At 66.8% G+C, this 15,612-nt stretch carries 18 protein-coding genes; 8 read left to right on the forward strand and 10 right to left on the reverse strand.

Annotation, left to right across the window (positions count from 1 at the left end; all coding sequences use genetic code 11):
• Positions 1 to 62 precede the first annotated feature (62 nt).
• Positions 63 to 758 carry a helix-turn-helix transcriptional regulator gene (locus LDL49_RS48500; protein ID WP_225301732.1) on the reverse strand — a complete coding sequence of 232 codons (696 nt, stop codon included), beginning with the start codon at positions 756 to 758 and terminating at the stop codon, positions 63 to 65.
• Between the two features lie 49 nt (positions 759 to 807).
• Here LDL49_RS48500 and LDL49_RS48505 point away from each other — a divergent pair, with 49 nt between their 5' ends.
• Complete coding sequence (locus LDL49_RS48505) at positions 808 to 1,500, forward strand: alpha/beta fold hydrolase (protein ID WP_225301733.1); 693 nt, start codon at positions 808 to 810, stop codon at positions 1,498 to 1,500.
• 98 nt (positions 1,501 to 1,598) lie between these two features.
• Here the strand turns inward: LDL49_RS48505 and LDL49_RS48510 are convergent, their stop codons facing one another.
• Together LDL49_RS48510 and lgt are read right to left on the reverse strand one after the other, a co-directional pair.
• Positions 1,599 to 2,096 carry a hypothetical protein gene (locus LDL49_RS48510; protein ID WP_225301734.1) on the reverse strand — a complete coding sequence of 166 codons (498 nt, stop codon included), beginning with the start codon at positions 2,094 to 2,096 and terminating at the stop codon, positions 1,599 to 1,601.
• Between the two features lie 297 nt (positions 2,097 to 2,393).
• Positions 2,394 to 3,341: a prolipoprotein diacylglyceryl transferase gene (gene lgt, locus LDL49_RS48515; protein WP_225301735.1), complete on the reverse strand. Its 948-nt coding sequence runs from the start codon at positions 3,339 to 3,341 to the stop codon at positions 2,394 to 2,396.
• 198 nt (positions 3,342 to 3,539) lie between these two features.
• Here lgt and LDL49_RS48520 point away from each other — a divergent pair, with 198 nt between their 5' ends.
• Entirely contained in the window at positions 3,540 to 4,367 is an 828-nt protein-coding gene (locus LDL49_RS48520) for a hypothetical protein (protein WP_225301736.1), read from the forward strand.
• Here LDL49_RS48520 and LDL49_RS48525 read toward each other — a convergent pair whose 3' ends face one another.
• Both LDL49_RS48525 and LDL49_RS59515 read right to left on the reverse strand, forming a co-directional pair.
• Positions 4,368 to 5,126, reverse strand: coding sequence for a class I SAM-dependent methyltransferase (locus LDL49_RS48525; protein WP_225301737.1), 759 nt, complete (start codon positions 5,124 to 5,126; stop codon positions 4,368 to 4,370). It abuts the gene before it with no gap.
• Positions 5,123 to 5,407 (reverse strand): YciI family protein, encoded by a 285-nt coding sequence (locus LDL49_RS59515; protein ID WP_225301738.1) that lies wholly within the window; start codon positions 5,405 to 5,407, stop codon positions 5,123 to 5,125. Before LDL49_RS59515 ends, LDL49_RS48525 begins: the two co-directional genes overlap by 4 nt.
• 217 nt (positions 5,408 to 5,624) lie before the next feature.
• Between LDL49_RS59515 and LDL49_RS48535 the strand changes: the two genes are divergently transcribed.
• Positions 5,625 to 6,104 (forward strand): hypothetical protein, encoded by a 480-nt coding sequence (locus tag LDL49_RS48535; RefSeq protein WP_225301739.1) that lies wholly within the window; start codon positions 5,625 to 5,627, stop codon positions 6,102 to 6,104.
• Between the two features lie 33 nt (positions 6,105 to 6,137).
• On the opposite strand, the gene LDL49_RS48540 is transcribed toward LDL49_RS48535, so the two are convergent.
• The gene (locus LDL49_RS48540) at positions 6,138 to 6,779 is read right to left on the reverse strand and encodes a TetR/AcrR family transcriptional regulator (protein ID WP_225301740.1); all 642 of its coding nucleotides are present in this window, start codon (positions 6,777 to 6,779) and stop codon (positions 6,138 to 6,140) included.
• A gap of 115 nt (positions 6,780 to 6,894) precedes the next feature.
• On the opposite strand from LDL49_RS48540, the gene LDL49_RS48545 reads away from it, so the two are divergent.
• The 4 genes from LDL49_RS48545 (at position 6,895) to LDL49_RS48555 (ending at position 9,604) form a co-directional block, all read left to right on the forward strand.
• On the forward strand, positions 6,895 to 7,698 hold the full coding sequence (locus LDL49_RS48545) for an alpha/beta fold hydrolase (protein WP_225301741.1): 804 nt from the start codon (positions 6,895 to 6,897) through the stop codon (positions 7,696 to 7,698).
• A 309-nt stretch (positions 7,699 to 8,007) separates the two neighbouring features.
• Positions 8,008 to 8,142: a hypothetical protein gene (locus LDL49_RS57730; protein WP_263656478.1), complete on the forward strand. Its 135-nt coding sequence runs from the start codon at positions 8,008 to 8,010 to the stop codon at positions 8,140 to 8,142.
• Complete coding sequence (locus tag LDL49_RS48550) at positions 8,139 to 8,690, forward strand: hypothetical protein (protein WP_225301742.1); 552 nt, start codon at positions 8,139 to 8,141, stop codon at positions 8,688 to 8,690. The genes LDL49_RS57730 and LDL49_RS48550 overlap by 4 nt, the downstream gene beginning before the upstream one ends.
• A gap of 62 nt (positions 8,691 to 8,752) precedes the next feature.
• Positions 8,753 to 9,604 carry an oxidoreductase gene (locus LDL49_RS48555; protein WP_263656483.1) on the forward strand — a complete coding sequence of 284 codons (852 nt, stop codon included), beginning with the start codon at positions 8,753 to 8,755 and terminating at the stop codon, positions 9,602 to 9,604.
• A 43-nt stretch (positions 9,605 to 9,647) separates the two neighbouring features.
• Here LDL49_RS48555 and LDL49_RS48560 read toward each other — a convergent pair whose 3' ends face one another.
• Together LDL49_RS48560 and LDL49_RS48565 are read right to left on the reverse strand one after the other, a co-directional pair.
• Complete coding sequence (locus tag LDL49_RS48560; RefSeq protein WP_225301744.1) at positions 9,648 to 10,469, reverse strand: protein phosphatase 2C domain-containing protein; 822 nt, start codon at positions 10,467 to 10,469, stop codon at positions 9,648 to 9,650.
• A 371-nt stretch (positions 10,470 to 10,840) separates the two neighbouring features.
• On the reverse strand, positions 10,841 to 12,037 hold the full coding sequence (locus LDL49_RS48565; RefSeq protein ID WP_225301745.1) for a beta-propeller fold lactonase family protein: 1,197 nt from the start codon (positions 12,035 to 12,037) through the stop codon (positions 10,841 to 10,843).
• 113 nt (positions 12,038 to 12,150) lie between these two features.
• Here LDL49_RS48565 and LDL49_RS48570 point away from each other — a divergent pair, with 113 nt between their 5' ends.
• Entirely contained in the window at positions 12,151 to 12,882 is a 732-nt protein-coding gene (locus LDL49_RS48570; RefSeq protein WP_225301746.1) for a dienelactone hydrolase family protein, read from the forward strand.
• Between the two features lie 283 nt (positions 12,883 to 13,165).
• Here LDL49_RS48570 and LDL49_RS48575 read toward each other — a convergent pair whose 3' ends face one another.
• Together LDL49_RS48575 and LDL49_RS48580 are read right to left on the reverse strand one after the other, a co-directional pair.
• Positions 13,166 to 14,071, reverse strand: coding sequence for a M23 family metallopeptidase (locus LDL49_RS48575; protein WP_225301747.1), 906 nt, complete (start codon positions 14,069 to 14,071; stop codon positions 13,166 to 13,168).
• A 189-nt stretch (positions 14,072 to 14,260) separates the two neighbouring features.
• Entirely contained in the window at positions 14,261 to 15,610 is a 1,350-nt protein-coding gene (locus tag LDL49_RS48580; RefSeq protein WP_225301748.1) for an FAD-dependent oxidoreductase, read from the reverse strand.
• Positions 15,611 to 15,612: the final 2 nt, after the last annotated feature.

The raw sequence follows: 15,612 nt of genomic DNA on the forward strand, positions 1-15,612 counted from the left end.
TCACAACTGAAAGTAGTTGATCAATCACTGTCCGCGCAAAGCTTCGTGCGTCGCGTTGCGTGTCATACCCGGACGGAGGCCGCCGTCGAGGGAGGCGTCCCCAGCTGTTCGACGGGTATGTCGATGGCCGGTTGAGTGGTGAGACTCGCGCGTTCGATCCGATCGAGGCGGAACCATCGGATGGCCTCGCGGCGCCGGCAGTGCGCCACGAGGAACCAATGCCCGGCCGTGAACGCGAGCAGCTGAGGGTCAACCCGGCGCGTTGTCGGCCTACCGTGACGATCGCGGTAGTGCAGCGAGAGGACCTTGCGCTCCTGAAGGGCATGTTCGATCGCGTCGCGTCGGCGTGGATCAGCCGCCTCGGCGGTGCCGTGGTCGATCCAGATGCGCTCGGTCAAGTCGTCCGCGTGCCGCCGCGCCTGCGGGTCCATCACCGCCAGCACTTTCACCAGGGCGGCTCGGGCCTGCCGGTCGAATGGTTGTCCATGGTGTGCGGCGATCGCCGCGGCGAGCGCGGAGGCTTCCGTGGCGGTGAAGTTCACCGGCGGCAGGGTGGCGGCACGATCGACGACATATCCGCCGATCCGGCCCGTACGTGCCCAGACCGGGAACCCGCCCTGTTGCAGAGCGGAGATGTCGCGCTTGACGGTGCGGACACTGATCTCGAACGCGGTGGCGAGTTGTTCGGCCGTGCGGCCGCGGGGACCCGCACGGCGGAGCTCTTCACGGATCGCATAGAGCCGGTCGGTGCGGTTCATCCATAAATGGTGCCATAACGGTGACATCCAGCGCCTTCAGAATCGGAGCATGACGCAGTCGCGAGAACCCATCCTGTTGTTGAGCGGTGCCGGTCTTCCCATTTGGATCTGGGATCAGGTACGCGAAGAACTGGCCGCGTCGCACCCGACGGTGGTCGCCGAACGACCGCGTCATGATCGCGCTTCGCTCACGGAGTACGCCGCCGCGGCACTGGATTCGGCACCGTGGGAGCGATTCGCGGTCGTCGCGCACTCCAGTGGCGGGACCGTCGCAGCGGAAATGGTCACCCTCGCACCTGACCGGGTGAGCGCGTTCCTGGCGGTCACGGCCGTCGTGCCGAAGCCGGGACGCAGCTTCGTCGCGTCGATGCCGTTGCCGAACCGGCTCGTGCTGAGCCTGGCGATGCGGCTGGCCGGCACCCGACCGCCCGATGCCGCCATCCGGCGAGGCGTGGCCGGCCGCGTCGACACGAAGACGGCCGATCGCATCGTGGCGGAGTTCCACCCCGAGTCTGTGCGTCTCTACCGGGACGCACCGCAAGGCGGCGGTTTTCCCGAACGTCGCGGCTACCTCGCCACCAGCCAAGACGCTGAGCTCCCGATCGGACTGCAACAGCGATTCGCGGGCAACCTCGGCACGAGCTGGAATGAATCCCTCGACAGCGGACACCTGCCCATGCTCGAAGCGCCCGACGCTCTCGCCCGGCGAATCGCGAACTTCCTCGCCGACAGACCCAGTTGACTGAGAGGCGCACGAAGAATTGGTCCAGCGCGAGAGCGCGCATTCGGCTATCACCCTGCGCGGACGGTTCGCGTACGCCGGGTGGCTTTTCGGACGGCTCAGTTGTAGGGGTTGTCGTAGGTCACGGATTTGGTGCGACTGTTGTAAGTGTTGCCGGGATAGAACCAGCCTCCCGTCACGTACAAGGTGACGTTCGTGAGGGTAGTGGAGTGGGTGTATTCACCGTCGTAGAGGTACAGATACAACTGGCAGCCGGGGGGAGCGGCTGCCGTGCCCGTCTGGCTCGGATAGAGGATCGTGCTGCCGTTGACAGAAACGTAGAAATTCGGCATGGGGTAGGACCCGCTGCCCCAGCACAGCCGGAGCGCGTACCTGAACTTCGTGTTCCCGTCGTCGAACGCCAGCGTGCCGGTCAGCTGGGCGAGCATGATCGACGGGCCGGCGTTCGAGGTCACGGTGAGGGACACGGCCTGGTCTGGACCGTAGGCGGCGTGCGCGGGAGTGACGGGCGCCAGGATTGCCGCGAGTGTTGCGATGGCGAGGGCGACAGAGCTGAGCGCACGACGTGCTTGGGAACGTGTCAATTCCAACCTCATCTCTTTCATGATGTCGGCGGAGCGCGCACGGAGACTATTGTCGGGGCCTCCAGGTGTCCAGGGAGACGATCGAGAGCCATTGATTCGGCTGGCATTAACTGGTGCCGTAGCCGCTCTCGCGAGGATCGATCAGGCGTGCCACCAGGTCGGGGATTGGCTTGTGGAGCCGTAATACCGACGTGACGGGTGAAAGTTTCATTCCACCGGGACGCGGTCGACGCCGGCACCGGAGACGACTGGACCGGCGTGATCGTTACCCGCCGAGCGAGATACCTGGCAAGGGGGTGGCGTGGACCGTCAAGAACCTCCTGGAGCCCGGCGGGTGTCCTCCTCCGCGAGGGCCTGGTCGGTCGGATCCACCGTCTCGGCGGCTTCCCCGCCGTCCCGCTTGTACGAGCCGTCCTGCTTGTACGAAGCCGGCACCACGATCTCTTCGCTGTCCTTGCTACGAGTCACCCAGAGATAGACCAGTGCGCCGATGAACAGCACGATGGAGGTCCACTGGTTGATCCGCAGCCCCAGGAACGTCACCGCGTGGTCCACCCCGCCCACCGGATCGATCCGCAGCCCCTCGATCCAGAACCGCCCCAGCGTGTAGCCGGCGACATAGAGGGCGAACAGGCGGCCGTGGCGGAGCGTGAACCGCCTGCCGGCCAGGATCAGCCCGAATCCGAGCGCCACGTCCCACAGCGACTCGTACAGGAAGGTCGGGTGGTAGAGCACGCCCGGCCAGCCGCCGTGCGTCTGGTCGATCTCCAGGCCCCACGGCAACGTGGTCGGACTGCCGTACAGTTCCTGGTTGAACCAGTTGCCCCAGCGGGCGATCGCCTGCCCGAACGCGATGCCGGGCGCGATCGTGTCGCCCACGGCGCCGAGGGACAGTCCCCGACGGCGGCAGGCCAGCCACACGCCCACGCCTCCCAGAGCGACCGCGCCCCAGATGCCCAGCCCGCCTTCCCAGACGAACAGCGCCTGGTAGGGCTCCTTGATCGCGCGTGGGCCGAAGTAGATCTGCCAGTCGACGATGACGTGGTAGAGGCGGCCGCCGATCAGGCCGAAGATCACCGCGGGAACCGCGATGTCGCTGATCGTGCCTTTCGCGCCGCCCCGGGCACGCCAGCGGCGTTCGCTCAGCCAGACACCGACGCCGATTCCGACAATGAAGCACAGCGCGTAGGCCCGGATCGGGATGAATCCAAGATGCCAGACCCCTTGGGAAGGGCTGGGAATTAAGGCGAAGGGCATGTCGGTGACGGTAACGGATGCGAGCTTACTTGGCCGCGTGCGTGACCTGATTGTGCAATTTGTACGGCGGCTTGACGCGCTGTCGGCAGCAGCCGTGGGATCACCGATCTGCACAGGATCGTTACGAGACATCTCTTATCTCGTCAACACCACCCTCTTACTCTTTTCCCTGCTATATTCCCCCAAGCAAGGACGCTGATGAAGCTCTTCTTCGCAGGCCTCGTAGCAACGGCCGCGGCCGTGTGCGCGGTGGCCTTACCCGCTCAGGCGGAATCCCTCGCATCCGTGCAGGCCGCTCCAGTGGACCCGGTGAAAGCCCTGAAGGCCCAGCTGGTCCCGGGCAAAGGCGTAAAGGTCACCGAATCAAGCAGCATCACCCTCGATTTCACCGCCAACGACGAAGCCATGCAGGTACAGGTGAACACCCGCACGGCCGGCACCTTGGCTTTCGGCAAAGGCAATGTAGCGGCTTCCGACCTCCGTGTCCGCATGTCCTCACGCCCGAAAGGGCCCAACCCTCCCTACAGGGTCATCGCTGAGGGCAGAAACGCCTACGTGACCAACGCCGGCATCGCCAAGGCGCTGTCTGACGGTCGTTCCTGGATCCAGGCGAAGGCCAGCGGGCACGGAAACGCCATCCTCGACACGGGCGTCACTTCAGCGGAACTGCAGTTCATGCTGAAAAACGCGTCAGAAGTCGCGGCCGGCGAATACCAGGGCACCGCCGCACTGACCGACTTCCGGCACGACAAGTCGGCCGGGAAAGGCAACGTCGAGTTCCACCTGTACTTCGATGAGCGCAACCTGCTCACCCGCACGGTCGTCGACACGACGGCCTACCCGGACAGCGACAGCACGGCCTATGACCAGATGGTCTTCCACACCGATACCAAGTATTCGGGTTGGGGCGCCAAGGTAAAAATCGCCGTACCGGCGGCGGGCAAGGTCATCAGCGAGAAGAAACTCGACGCGAAGACCCGCAAGGCCGTCATCAAGGCCGGCTATCCGGAGAGCGGCCCCTTCTGACTAGCGCCGTTCGAGCGTGAGCAGCGGCTCAGCGAACACGGGCGCTGGTACGTCCGGATCCGCGGCAACAGCCTGCTCCAGGCGGCGGAAGCCGGCCTCGAGCTCGTCGGGACTGAGTTGAGCGAAGAACGAAAGGGTGCGCAGGCGCAGCCGTTGGAGCATGTCACCGAGGGTGCCGGCGGACGGCTCGGTAACCGTGCCGAAGCCGGCGACGCGCCAGCCGTCCGACGTGAACATCTCGATGACCTCGTGCAGCGGCTGAAACAGCGCGGCGTCCGCCTCAAAGCCGCGGGGGAAGTGCTCCAGCCACCACGGCCTGGGATGGTGGTCGCTGAAGTTCGCGCGCAGTAGTAGCCGCCCGGCGGGCCTGAGCACCCTGGCCAGCTCCCGGACGGCCCGCGGTTTGTCCTGGACGTGGTGCCAGGACAGGAACATGAGAGCGTAGTCGGCGCTGGCGGACGGCACTGGCATGTCCTCGGCGGAGCCTGCCAGATACCGCACATCGGGATGGAGGGACTGCGCCTGCGCTGTCTCGCGCATGCGGACCGACGGCTCGACACCAGTGACCGGCCCGAACGCTCGCGCCAGCGCGGGGGTGAACCGGCCGGTCCCTGAGCCGACATCCAGTCCCACCAGCGGACGCCGCTCGGGCAGCACCGCTCCGAAGGCGCTGATCCATACCTGCTGCTGCCGCTCGGTGAGCGCACGGCCACGCGCGTAGTCCTGGTGCTGCTCCGTGTCGTAGTCGATCCGCCTCATCGCCGCTCCCGCGTCAGCCGGGCTACGGCGAACCGTCGACCCGATATATCGACTGGATACATCGGCACGATATGCCGTGTCGCGTAATGCCACAAGTGAGGCATGGCGGGTGGGCGTGCCACCGCCGAGCTCGGCGGTGGCGGTCGCCGGGAATCGAGGTTGTCGGCCTCGAGGATGAACCAACCGCCGACGGCCTCCTTCATCTCGACGAACGGTCCGTCCGTTGCCAGGGTCCTGCCGCCTTCGACCCGTACGGTGATCGCGTTCTCGGGTAGACCCATCGGCGCCCCGGGGTGACACGTGGCGTCTGATTGATCCCTTGGTAGTCGGCGTGGACCTGCTTCTGCTCCTCTTCGGACAGCGCGGCCTGTCCCTCAAGTGCGGTGCCCTGATGGATCAGTACGACGGACGAGACACCACCACCTCAGATGATCTTGATATATTCGCCGTGGCCAACGAATCCGGCTGGCATCGTGAGCTGCCTGGGAGAACGTCGATATGCAGGGCTGGTGGGGGAAACTTTTACAGGGTGCGCTCTCTGCCGTCATCGGCGGCGTCGTGGCAGCGGTGACCGCCTGGGCCGTGGTGCTGGCTTCCAGACGGTACGAGCGGCGAGCCGCGCTTGAGGTCGAAGCCCGAACATGCGCGATCGACTTCTTTCTCCTCTTGGCCGACATCGATACCCAGCTGACTCACGCCATCGACAACGGCACGGTGCTGGCGTACATAACAAACAGCAAGCCGTGGATCAGCGGCGCGTTGAAGGCCGAGATCGCCATGTTCTCTGTGGACCGGGATCTGGGGAACCGCTTCTCCCAGTTGACCGGCGATCTGCGGCGCTCCTTGGAGCTGGCAGAGGGCGCGGATCCGCCCAAGGAGGAGCTGGTGGCGGCTGCCATGGCGGCGCTCCAAAGGCTCAGCGACCACCTCGCCGACTGGCTTATGCGGGGGCGTCACCGGCCAGAAACATCAAGGTAGTACCCGGGGAGGCGGCGTGCTCCACGACCACGCTCATCGGGCGGCGGCCCCGGGCGTGCGGTAGGCGGCGAGGAAGACCCGGACGGCGGCGTCGGCGTAGTGATCGAGCTCGGATGGGGGGAAGCGGATGTCGTCGCCGCAGAGCATGACCTTGTTGACCGGGATCGAGGAGACGAGCCAGGTGAAGTGGTTGGCCGCAAGGATGGGTTCGTCGATGCGCAGCAGTCCGCGGCCGGTCAGCTGCTCGAAGCAGGACGCCAGCGCGGCGTGCACCCGCTCGGGGCCCGCCTCGAAGTAGGCATGGCCGAGTTTCGGGAAGCGGCCGGCTTCGGCGATGACGAGGCGGCGTACGCGCAGGTGCGAAGGTTGCGTAAGAGCGTGGACGAACTGGCGCGCGACCGCCCGCAGCGTGGTCTCGACGTCATCCGTGGCCGCCAGGTCGCCCATGGAGTTCTGGAAGATCTGATCGATGCCGACGAGGCGATCGAGCACGATCTGCTCGAACAGGCTCTCCTTCGGCCCGAAGTGCTTGTAGATCGTCTGCTTCGACGCGCCCGCCGCAGAGGCGATCTCGTCGGTCTTGGCGCCGACGTAGCCGTCACGGAGGAACACCTCCAGCGCCGCATCCATGATCCGGCGCCGTGTCTGCGCGTGCGTGGGTGCGGCTTGCGGCATTCAGGCCCTCCTGAGTTCGCGCTGAGGCGACCGTTGACACCCTCTGGGGTGTACCGTACGGTACTGTTCACTAATTCGGTACAGTACCGTACGGTACAGCTCGGAGGAAACCAAGATGGGCACTGTCCAGTCCAAGGACGGCACTGAGATCGCCTTCGACGTCTGGGGCGACGGTCAGCCGCTGATCATGATCGACGGGGCGACCGCCCATCGCATGGTCAACCCGACCAACGGTGAGGTGGGGCAGCTGCTGAGCGAGGAGTTCCGGGTCTACGCCTACGACCGCCGCGGCCGCGGCGAGAGCACCGACACCGCACCGTACGCGGTGGAGCGTGAGTTCGAGGACCTTGCCGCTCTTATCGACCATGCCGGCGGGTCGGCCATGGTGTTCGGCTGGTCCTCCGGGGCTGTGCTGGCCCTGCACGCCGCTGCCGCCGGTCTGCCGATCACCCGGCTGGCGCTGTTCGAGCCGCCGTTCGTCGTCGACGACAGCCGCCCGCCGCTGCCGGCCGACTACGTCGAGCGGCTCGACGCCTGCGTCGCCGACGGCCGTCCGGGCGACGCGGTGGAGCTGTTCATGACGGCGGCGGCCGGCGTCCCCGCCGAGGCCGTCGCCGGTATGCGACAGGCCCCGTTCTGGCCCGCCGTGGAAGAGGTGGCGCACACCATCGCCTACGACGGGCGGATCATGGGCACCACCATGTCCGGCGCTCCGTTGCCCCGCGACCGCTGGGCCGCGGTGACCGTACCCGTCCTGGTCATGCACGGCACCGGCACCATGCCGTGGCTGATCACCGGGGCCCAGGCACTGGCCGACCTCCTGCCCACCGCGACGCTGCGCGCCGTACCGGGCGAGAACCACGGCACCACAGCCGACGTGCTCGCGCCCGCGCTGCGGGAGTTCGCCCAGGGTCGCTAGGAAACGCTGGCTGATAACCCTTGCCGCGTCCACCGGCGAGGCTCGCCGGGGGCGGCAGGCGAGGGCTCTAGACTCGCTCGCCGTGAACCCGATTAACTGATCTTGGCCTGGGGTGCGGAAGCAGGCCACGATCGCGACGGTGTACAACCGCAGTACATCGGTGGCGGGGATGGCGGTGGCGGCGGTGGCGATCGGTCTTGGCGCGCTGAAGTTGGCGTCCACCGCTCTCTTTAGCGCTGGCAGCAAGGGCAGCCTCTCCGCGGCTCGGTGGTTGTCCGTTTGATGCCCCTAGTCAAAGGAGGTAATCCGATGGATCACCACAACGCGCAGCACTCCGTCAGCGAGGCCGGCGTGATCATCGACGACCAGCGCGGAGACAACGGCCGCTGGGAAGCACCCGGGCCGCGCGGGCATGTGGTGACGGCTTGCGGCGACATCGCATGATCGCGGCTGCCCGGCGTGGACCGATTCTGATGGTGTCGGGGCTTGTGCTTTCAGCAATTTACGTGATCGGCCTCCATGCGGCGATTCAGTACGCCGTCCATGCGACCATCGAGCACAACACGGAGATGAACATCAGGTCTGGCGCGGACCTGACCATGGATCTCGACGATCTGGCTATGGATCGCGAGGGCCTGGCAGAGGATCTGGTCGGGATCCGAAGTACAGTGCGCAGGCTGACGTTTCCGGTAGGTGCTGTCACAGTCTTCCTCAGCGTCATCACCCTTCTGCTGCCCTGGTTACGAGGGCGGATCAAGCTCGGGGTGCTGGTGCTGTGGGGCGGCCTGTGGATGATGTATCCGTACACCGTGCTGCTCACCCTGAGCAGGTGGGGGTCGACCATGGTCGGTGACGGCGGTGCCACTGGGCTCCCCCATCGGTTCGCCGGCTGGCTTCCGCTCGGAGCGCTTATCTTGTGCGTTGCCGCGACGCTGCAAGCGATCGGCCTCGTCCAGCTGGCTCGCCGAGGGACGACAGTGCCCGCCGCGTAGACAATATCCCGCGCCATTAGCGTGCGATTAAGACAGCCGCCATAAAGTGGTCGATCGTGACAATGAATCGATGGGCCTTGGGCGGCGACCTGAGCGTCGCGAGGATCGGTTACGGAGCGATGAAGCTGACCGGCTGGCCGCAGGGTGATCGGCCCAGCCGGGAGACGGCTCTGGCGATCCTGCGCCGGGCGGTGGAACTCGGGGTGAATCACATCGACACCTCGTACTACTACGCGCGTGACGGGGTGGCGGCCAACGAGCTGATCCGGGAGGCGCTGTCTCCCTACCCGGCGGACCTGGTGATCGTGACCAAGGTGGGCGCGCTGGTCGAGGGCTCCGATGTCGCCTTGCCGGCGGCGGACATGACCGGCCTGACGCCGGACGGTCTGCGGCGCGGCGTGGAGGCGAACCTGCGCTCGCTCGGGGTTGACCGCCTGGACGTGGTGAATCTGCGGATGGGTGGCCACGACCGCTCCGAGACGTCCATGGCCGCGCTCCTGACAACGCTGCTCGAGCTGCGCGAGGAGGGCTTGATCCGTCACCTGGGCGTATCGAACGTCACCGCCGACGAGTTCGCCCAGGCCCGCGCGATCGCGCCCATCGTCTGCGTCCAGAATCTCTACAACCTGTCCAAGCGCGATGACGACCCGCTGGTCGACGCCTGCGCGGCCGCCGGCATCGCCTATGTCCCCTACTTCCCTGTCGGCGGGTTCCAGCCGATCAAGGCCGGGCACCTGGACGCCATCGCCGCCCGCCACGGTGCGACGGTGCCGCAGGTGGCCCTGGCCTGGCTGCTGGCCCGATCCCCCAACATCCTGGCGATCCCCGGCACCGGCTCACTGGCGCACCTGGAGGAGAACGTCGCCGCCGGCACGCTGAAGCTGAGCGAAGAAGACCTCGCTCAACTGGGGTAGGCGCACGTGGTCCAGGTGAGCGCGTGCATCGCCCATTCGAGCGTCAGAGTTGCCAGTAGACGGCGGTGGCGTCGTCGTGTGCCTTGCCGCGTGGCCAGCGGGCGCCGTGAGGATCGGTGTGTTCGGCCGTACGGACCTGGTTGATGAGTTCGGCAGGACCGTCGTTTTCCAAGATGTTCAGGAGGCATCGCCAGCTGGCGAGCTCGAAGCAGTCGACCAGGCGCGATGCCCCGTCGCTGAGCAGCGCGGCAGCTCGTACCGCGTCAGGGGGAACGCTGCCGGTAAGGGAGTGTTCGGCGGCCATGGGGTCGGTGGAGGCGACCCAGTAGCCTCCGTCCCGGTTGCGGTGCTCGAGCTGGGCCTCTACGGAAGCGAGGCGTTCCTGCTCGTGCTCGTGGGAGCCGTTGGGGAGGGCGTCCAGGCGCGTTCGCAGGGTCGCCGTGACGTCAGCCAGACGATCGTCACTGACCACCATGGGTTCTTCGGTGGAGTTCATGTCCAGGACGAGGATGGAGTCCGCCAGTACCAGCCAGTCCAGGGATCGCGTTGTCCGGCGGAGCAGGAGCACGGTTGCCGCAGGTGATCCGGGATGTGCGAGGTCGCAGGTCGAGGAGTGCAGAGAGGAGACGGTCTTGATGCCCTCGGCCAGCACCTCGGCCAACGGGCGCTCGCCGGCCGTCAGCATGGCGAGCAGGGACGAGCCGAGCATGCGCGTGTACCAGGCCACGGTGTGGACGCATCCGGTCCGCAGGCGTGCGGGATAGCCGGCGCCGTCGAGAACGACCACCGCGTCAGGGGTCGCGCCGACGAAGTCTTCGTTCTCCCGGTTGAGACCACCCACCTCGGTGGCGAAGGCCAGGCTCACGCTGGTCAGTTCTCCTCGTGTCGGGACAGCGGACTTGCCCAATTCAGCCCGGTCAGGGTCGTACGGCGACGACAGCCGGGTCAAGGCCCTCAAGCGCAACCGCTACGGCCGAACCGGCTTCGACCCGAAAGATCATCCTATGCGGCAATGACCGTGCGTGACGAGCTCGGAGCTCGCGTTTGACGGTCAGAGACATCGGTCGTGCCCAAGGTCATAGCGAGAAGCGCACTGCCGATTGGGTGAGCCGATCGGCCGTGGAATTGGACCTTCCGGTGCAGGAGGGCTTTGACGCCGCTGTTGCACCGGAAGGTCACTGTTTGTTGCAGGGATTTCGGGAAATCCGGCGACGGGCACTGAGTCCAGCCGGATCCCTACTGCGGAGTGGTGGGTGTGGGGCCCGGGCGTACGGCGATGGATTGGCTCAGCGGACGGTCCCCGCCCGTGAGGAACGGCGATCCTGTGGCCTCCTTCAGTGTGCCGCCCGCTCCGATCTCGAACGCCGCCAGCTGGTTCGTGTCCCGGATGGCGGCGAAGACGTCCCGGCCGTCCGGGGTGATCGCGACCGCCGCGACCTCGGCGCGGTCAGGGGTGTGGACGGGGGAGTCGGGGGTCGGCTTGAGCGAGCCGTCCGCGAGGATCGTGAAGCCGAGCAGGCCGCCGGGAGCTGTGTCGACGTCGGGGTCGTTGCTGGCGACGTACAGGTGCTGACCGTCGGGCGTGACCTTGAGACCGACCGGGCCGGTGGGCGCGGGGAACGGCGATCCGGGCACGGGGGTTAGCGAGCCGTCCGCGCCGCGCCGGAACGCCCACACGTTCTGCCCGACCAGCGAGGTCACGTACACCAGGCCGCCGTCCGGGCTGATCGCGATCCCGAAGTTGGCCTGCCCGACCTTCGCCACGTCCTGCGCGGGGCCGAGCGTGCCGTCGAGGCGTACGGCGAATCGGGTGATGACCCGCGGCGGGCTGTCGCCGGTCTCGTCCACATCGGCGTACGAGAGGTAGAGGAAGCGCCCGTCGGGGGACAGCACCGTCTGCTTGGGGTTGTCGGAGGTGGCGCGGAAGTCGCCGAGCTTGCTGGGTCTGCCGTCGAGGCCGATCCGGTACGCCGAGATCGTCCTGTCGCCGGTGTTGGTCACGTACAGGGTGCGCCCGTTCGGGGAGACCGTCGCCCCCCACGGCTCGTCGCCGGTCTGGACGATCTGCGGGTTCGGCTGGAGCGCGCCCTGTGCCCCCACGCGGAACACCGAGAGCGTGTCGGAGTCGCTGTTGACGACGTACGCGGTGGCTCCGTTGGGGGTGAGGGCGATGCCCCGGGGGAACTTTCCGAGGGTGGACACGGGCTTCCCAAGCGGTCTGAGGACCGCCCCCGGGCCGATCGCCAGGGAGGAAACATCACCGGAGCGGGCGTTCGTGACGTAGACCACGCCGCCTGACGGCGGCAGGACCGGCCCCGTGGTGGCCTGGGCCAGGGCGGGAGAGGAGACGGCGAGCAGCGCGGCCGTGGCCAGGACGGCAGCGCCCGCTCGCTTGGACGACCAGATGGACAGGGATGACTTCTTGTACTTCATGGATTTCCCCATGGTTCGATAGATGGTCCTTCACCCGCTGGGCGTGCCATCCCGTTCCATCTGTTCCTGAAGCGCCGCTCCCGGCTGCGTGCCCACCACTCCAAGGAGTACCGATGAGACACGACGTGCGCATTCCGTTGCCCGACGGCGATTCACTGGCGGCGACGGTGGCCCTGCCGGAGGGGACGGCGCCCGTGGCCGGATGGCCGGGGGTGGTGGTCGTACACGAAATCCACGGCGTCGAACCGGACATGCTTGATGTGATGGATCTGTTCGCCGAGCATGGGTACGCGGTGGTCCTGCCTGATCTGTACAGCCACGGCACCAAGGTCGGGTGCCTGGCGCGGGCTATGCACCAGCTCGCGACCGGTAAGCCGGGTCGGCCGACGGTCGACATTGACGCGACCCGGCGGTGGCTGGCCGGTCGTGAGGACGTCGATGGCGGTCGGCTGGGTGTGATCGGCTTCTGCATGGGGGGCGGGTTCGCCCTGGCGTATGCGGCGGGCGCGCCGCCCGGTGTGCGAGCCGCGTCGGTGAATTATGGGATGGTTCCCCGGCATCAGGAGGAGCTGCGGTCGGTGTGTCCGGTCGTGGGGTCCTACGGTGGCCGCGACCAAGGGTTTCGGTCGCACGGCAGGCGGCTGCGGGAGCATATGGCGGCGCTCGGCATCGAGCACGACGTCGAGATCTATCCGGCTGCCGGGCATTCCTTCATGACCGACGGCCATCATCCCGTCGCGAAACTCGCGCTGTTTCCGTTGCGTCATGGTCTTGTCCGTTCAGCGGCGGACGACGCGTGGCAGCGTACGTTCGGCTTCTTCGACCAACACGTGGCTGGTGAATAGCTGGAAACCGCCAAAGGAGAAGTGCCCGGTTCAGTACAGACGGGCGATAACTCGGCTGATAGCCTAATTCACCATGAGGAAAGCTATTGTCGCGTTAGCGATCGCCGCTGCCACGCTCTTCTCGCTGTCCGCGTTCTTCGCGTCGCCTGCCTCGGCGACCGACGGGGCGATCGTCGTCGAAAATTGATCGGCCCGTCATTAACGCCATTTGAGGTCGAAGGCCACCACCCAGGAGTGGGTAGTGGCCTTCGAGGTCGTGCTTCTTTATCGCACCGTTCTAAGGCTAATCGCAGTGTTCGAAGCCGCTGGTGTACGAGCTGCTGCCGACCGAGCCGCCCCACTTGACGCACTTTCCGGGCGCGCTGCGCTTGACCGGTCCCGCGTAATAGTCGTAGCTGCCCGAGTCGGTCGTCCGGTTTTCCCCTTCCGGTTCCAGGAAGGCCGACACCGCCGACGCTGTGCCGAGGCTGGTCGTCTTCAACGTCGCGACGCAGTTGTAGCCATTACCCGAGTTGTAGAGCAGGTAAGTGCGACCGCCGGTGAGAGCGGCGGAGTCGATGACGGAGTAGCCGCTGCCGCAGACCTCCTCAGCGGTGTAGGGGTTGCCGCCGCAGCCGTTGGTGCTCGTGACGGCCTTCTTCTGGCCCAAGGACACGGTCACGCCGTCCACGGTCGGGCTGGTGTCCATCGCGCCGCTGGAGGTGCGCTGTTCGTAGTGCAGGTGGGGAGCGTTGGCGCCGCCCGTCGAGCCGACGGTCCCGATCACGGTGCCCTGGCTGACGGTCATAGAGCTGCCGGCCGACTTCACCTGGGTCGCGAGGTGGGCGTATCGGGTTCTGGTGCCGTCACTGTGCTGGATCTCTATCCACTTGCCATAACTCGTGCTTCCCGCGTCGTAGAAGTACGCGGTGCCCGCGGCGGTGGCGCGGACGGTTTCACCATTGATGTCATCGCCCCCGTAGTCCTGCCAGTCGATGGAGCCCGATGGATTGTGGGCGGGGGTTCCGGTCCAGTTGTTGGCGTAGAAGGTCTTCCCACAGTTGAACGGGCTCTTGTGGGACACGGCCATGACGCTGCTGTCCTGCGCTGAGGCGGCTTGGGGGATCAGCGCCGTCGCGAGAGTGAGCGTCAGGGCGGTGATCGTGGTTCTGAGGGTCTTGGGCCAGGTCGGCTTGCCAGTTGTGGGCATGCTTGCCTCTCTGAACGAGTCGTATGGGGGGATACGGTTAGGCGCCCAGGTCCTGATGTCGGTGAGCCTCGTGGTGACAGAGCTGCGTCGGGAGGGTCGATCATGAAGATAACTCTGAAAGTTCTTTTCATCAATCTCTGTGATATGAAATTTTGCGGCTGTTCCGCTCGCGGTGGCGCGTAACGACTTTTAGTCCCCACGCCCCTCGCCGCGGTAGGCGGCCTGGGACTGCTCCATCTTGCGCTTGACCGGCGGCAGATGGTTGATCGTCCGCATCGCCGTCCGCATGCCTGCCAGCGCCAGACGGCCGATGATCGGCCTGTGGACGGCGCCGTCAGCGCTCATCTGCTTGCGCGACTCGCGGACGGCGTCGAAACCGTACTCGCGCATCCGGTCCTCGTAACCGCCGACCGCCTCGAGGAGTGTGGACTCGCCGTCGCGGACGGCCGCAAGGTTGCGCGCCAGCAGGCGGGCATCGCGTAGTGCGGTGTTCGCGCCCACGCCGCGGCCCGGGGTCATGGTGTGGATGGCGTCGCCGATCAGGGTGACGTTGCCGGCCGGCCATGGGCCGGGCGGGACCGAGGTGCGGATGTTGATCGGGAAGCAGCTGCCGGGGTCGGCCAGCTCGAACAGCCTGCGCAGGTGGGGATGCCATCCTGCGGTCCGCTCCAGCACGAGCCGCTGCAGGTCGGGGCCCTTGAGGTCGAGCACATCCGCCGGCAGCCGGCGAGCGGCCGCGGCCCAGCCCCACATGATGTAGTCGCGCGTGTTGTCGAAGGTGAGGCCGGGCCAGCCCGAGATGAGCCGGGCATCGGTCGCGCCGATGCCTTCCCTGGGCCGGCCCTGCTCGTCCCACGGGAACTCCATGACGTGGTAGACGCAGAGGTAGCCCTTGGGCGCGAACACCATTGACACGCCGTGCAGCATCTTCGGCGTGACCAGCTCGCGGGTCTCCGCCGTCAGCGCGATCTTGCCGGTGATGCCGACCAGCCCTGAATCCTCCAGTACGGCGTGCGGCAGGTACTGCCGGCGCACGCGCGAGTTCGTCCCGTCGGCGCCCACCAGCAGATCGCCGGTGGCTTGGGTGCCGTCCTCGAAGAACGCGGTGACGGTGCCGTCGGCGTTGCGCTCGTATCCGCGGAAGACCTTGTCGAAGTGGACGACGTCCTCCAGCCCGGTGAGCAGCACCTGACGCAGCGTCATCCGCGACACCGACTTCTCACTGTCGACGGGGTCGTCGCCGGGCGGGCGGCCGTCGCCGAGCGACAGCACTTCCGTCAGCCTCTCGGTGAGTATGTTGGAGTAGCGCGGCGGCCGCGCGCAGGTCGCCAGGAACGTCTCGAACAGCTCGGGCGGCAGGCAGTCGTGCAGCGCGCGGCTGCCATCGGGGCTGATGCCGACGCGGTAACCCTGCAGCCCGTCGGCGCGGGTGCGGTCGCGCTCGTAGACCGCGACCTCGATGCCCGCCTGCTTGAGCCCGTGCGCCAGGCACAGCCCGCCGGTGCCTGCGCCGATGACGATGACCTTGATCGTGGGCATGG

Source organism: Nonomuraea aurantiaca, from assembly GCF_020215705.1.
Lineage (GTDB): Bacteria > Actinomycetota > Actinomycetes > Streptosporangiales > Streptosporangiaceae > Nonomuraea > Nonomuraea aurantiaca.

Excerpts from the sequence above, each read along its gene's own strand:
- LDL49_RS48575 (WP_225301747.1), bottom strand. The coding sequence starts at position 14,071 with ATGCCCACAACTGGCAAGCCGACCTGGCCCAAGACCCTCAGAACCACG.
- LDL49_RS48510 (WP_225301734.1), bottom strand. The coding sequence starts at position 2,096 with ATGAGGTTGGAATTGACACGTTCCCAAGCACGTCGTGCGCTCAGCTCT.
- lgt (WP_225301735.1), bottom strand. The coding sequence starts at position 3,341 with ATGCCCTTCGCCTTAATTCCCAGCCCTTCCCAAGGGGTCTGGCATCTT.
- LDL49_RS48570 (WP_225301746.1), top strand. The coding sequence starts at position 12,151 with ATGAGACACGACGTGCGCATTCCGTTGCCCGACGGCGATTCACTGGCG.
- LDL49_RS48565 (WP_225301745.1), bottom strand. The coding sequence starts at position 12,037 with ATGAAGTACAAGAAGTCATCCCTGTCCATCTGGTCGTCCAAGCGAGCG.
- LDL49_RS59515 (WP_225301738.1), bottom strand. The coding sequence starts at position 5,407 with ATGGGTCTACCCGAGAACGCGATCACCGTACGGGTCGAAGGCGGCAGG.
- LDL49_RS48520 (WP_225301736.1), top strand. The coding sequence starts at position 3,540 with ATGAAGCTCTTCTTCGCAGGCCTCGTAGCAACGGCCGCGGCCGTGTGC.
- LDL49_RS48550 (WP_225301742.1), top strand. The coding sequence starts at position 8,139 with ATGATCGCGGCTGCCCGGCGTGGACCGATTCTGATGGTGTCGGGGCTT.
- LDL49_RS48555 (WP_263656483.1), top strand. The coding sequence starts at position 8,753 with ATGAATCGATGGGCCTTGGGCGGCGACCTGAGCGTCGCGAGGATCGGT.
- LDL49_RS48500 (WP_225301732.1), bottom strand. The coding sequence starts at position 758 with ATGAACCGCACCGACCGGCTCTATGCGATCCGTGAAGAGCTCCGCCGT.
- LDL49_RS57730 (WP_263656478.1), top strand. The coding sequence starts at position 8,008 with ATGGATCACCACAACGCGCAGCACTCCGTCAGCGAGGCCGGCGTGATC.
- LDL49_RS48580 (WP_225301748.1), bottom strand. The coding sequence starts at position 15,610 with ATGCCCACGATCAAGGTCATCGTCATCGGCGCAGGCACCGGCGGGCTG.
- LDL49_RS48535 (WP_225301739.1), top strand. The coding sequence starts at position 5,625 with ATGCAGGGCTGGTGGGGGAAACTTTTACAGGGTGCGCTCTCTGCCGTC.
- LDL49_RS48540 (WP_225301740.1), bottom strand. The coding sequence starts at position 6,779 with ATGCCGCAAGCCGCACCCACGCACGCGCAGACACGGCGCCGGATCATG.
- LDL49_RS48545 (WP_225301741.1), top strand. The coding sequence starts at position 6,895 with ATGGGCACTGTCCAGTCCAAGGACGGCACTGAGATCGCCTTCGACGTC.
- LDL49_RS48525 (WP_225301737.1), bottom strand. The coding sequence starts at position 5,126 with ATGAGGCGGATCGACTACGACACGGAGCAGCACCAGGACTACGCGCGT.
- LDL49_RS48505 (WP_225301733.1), top strand. The coding sequence starts at position 808 with ATGACGCAGTCGCGAGAACCCATCCTGTTGTTGAGCGGTGCCGGTCTT.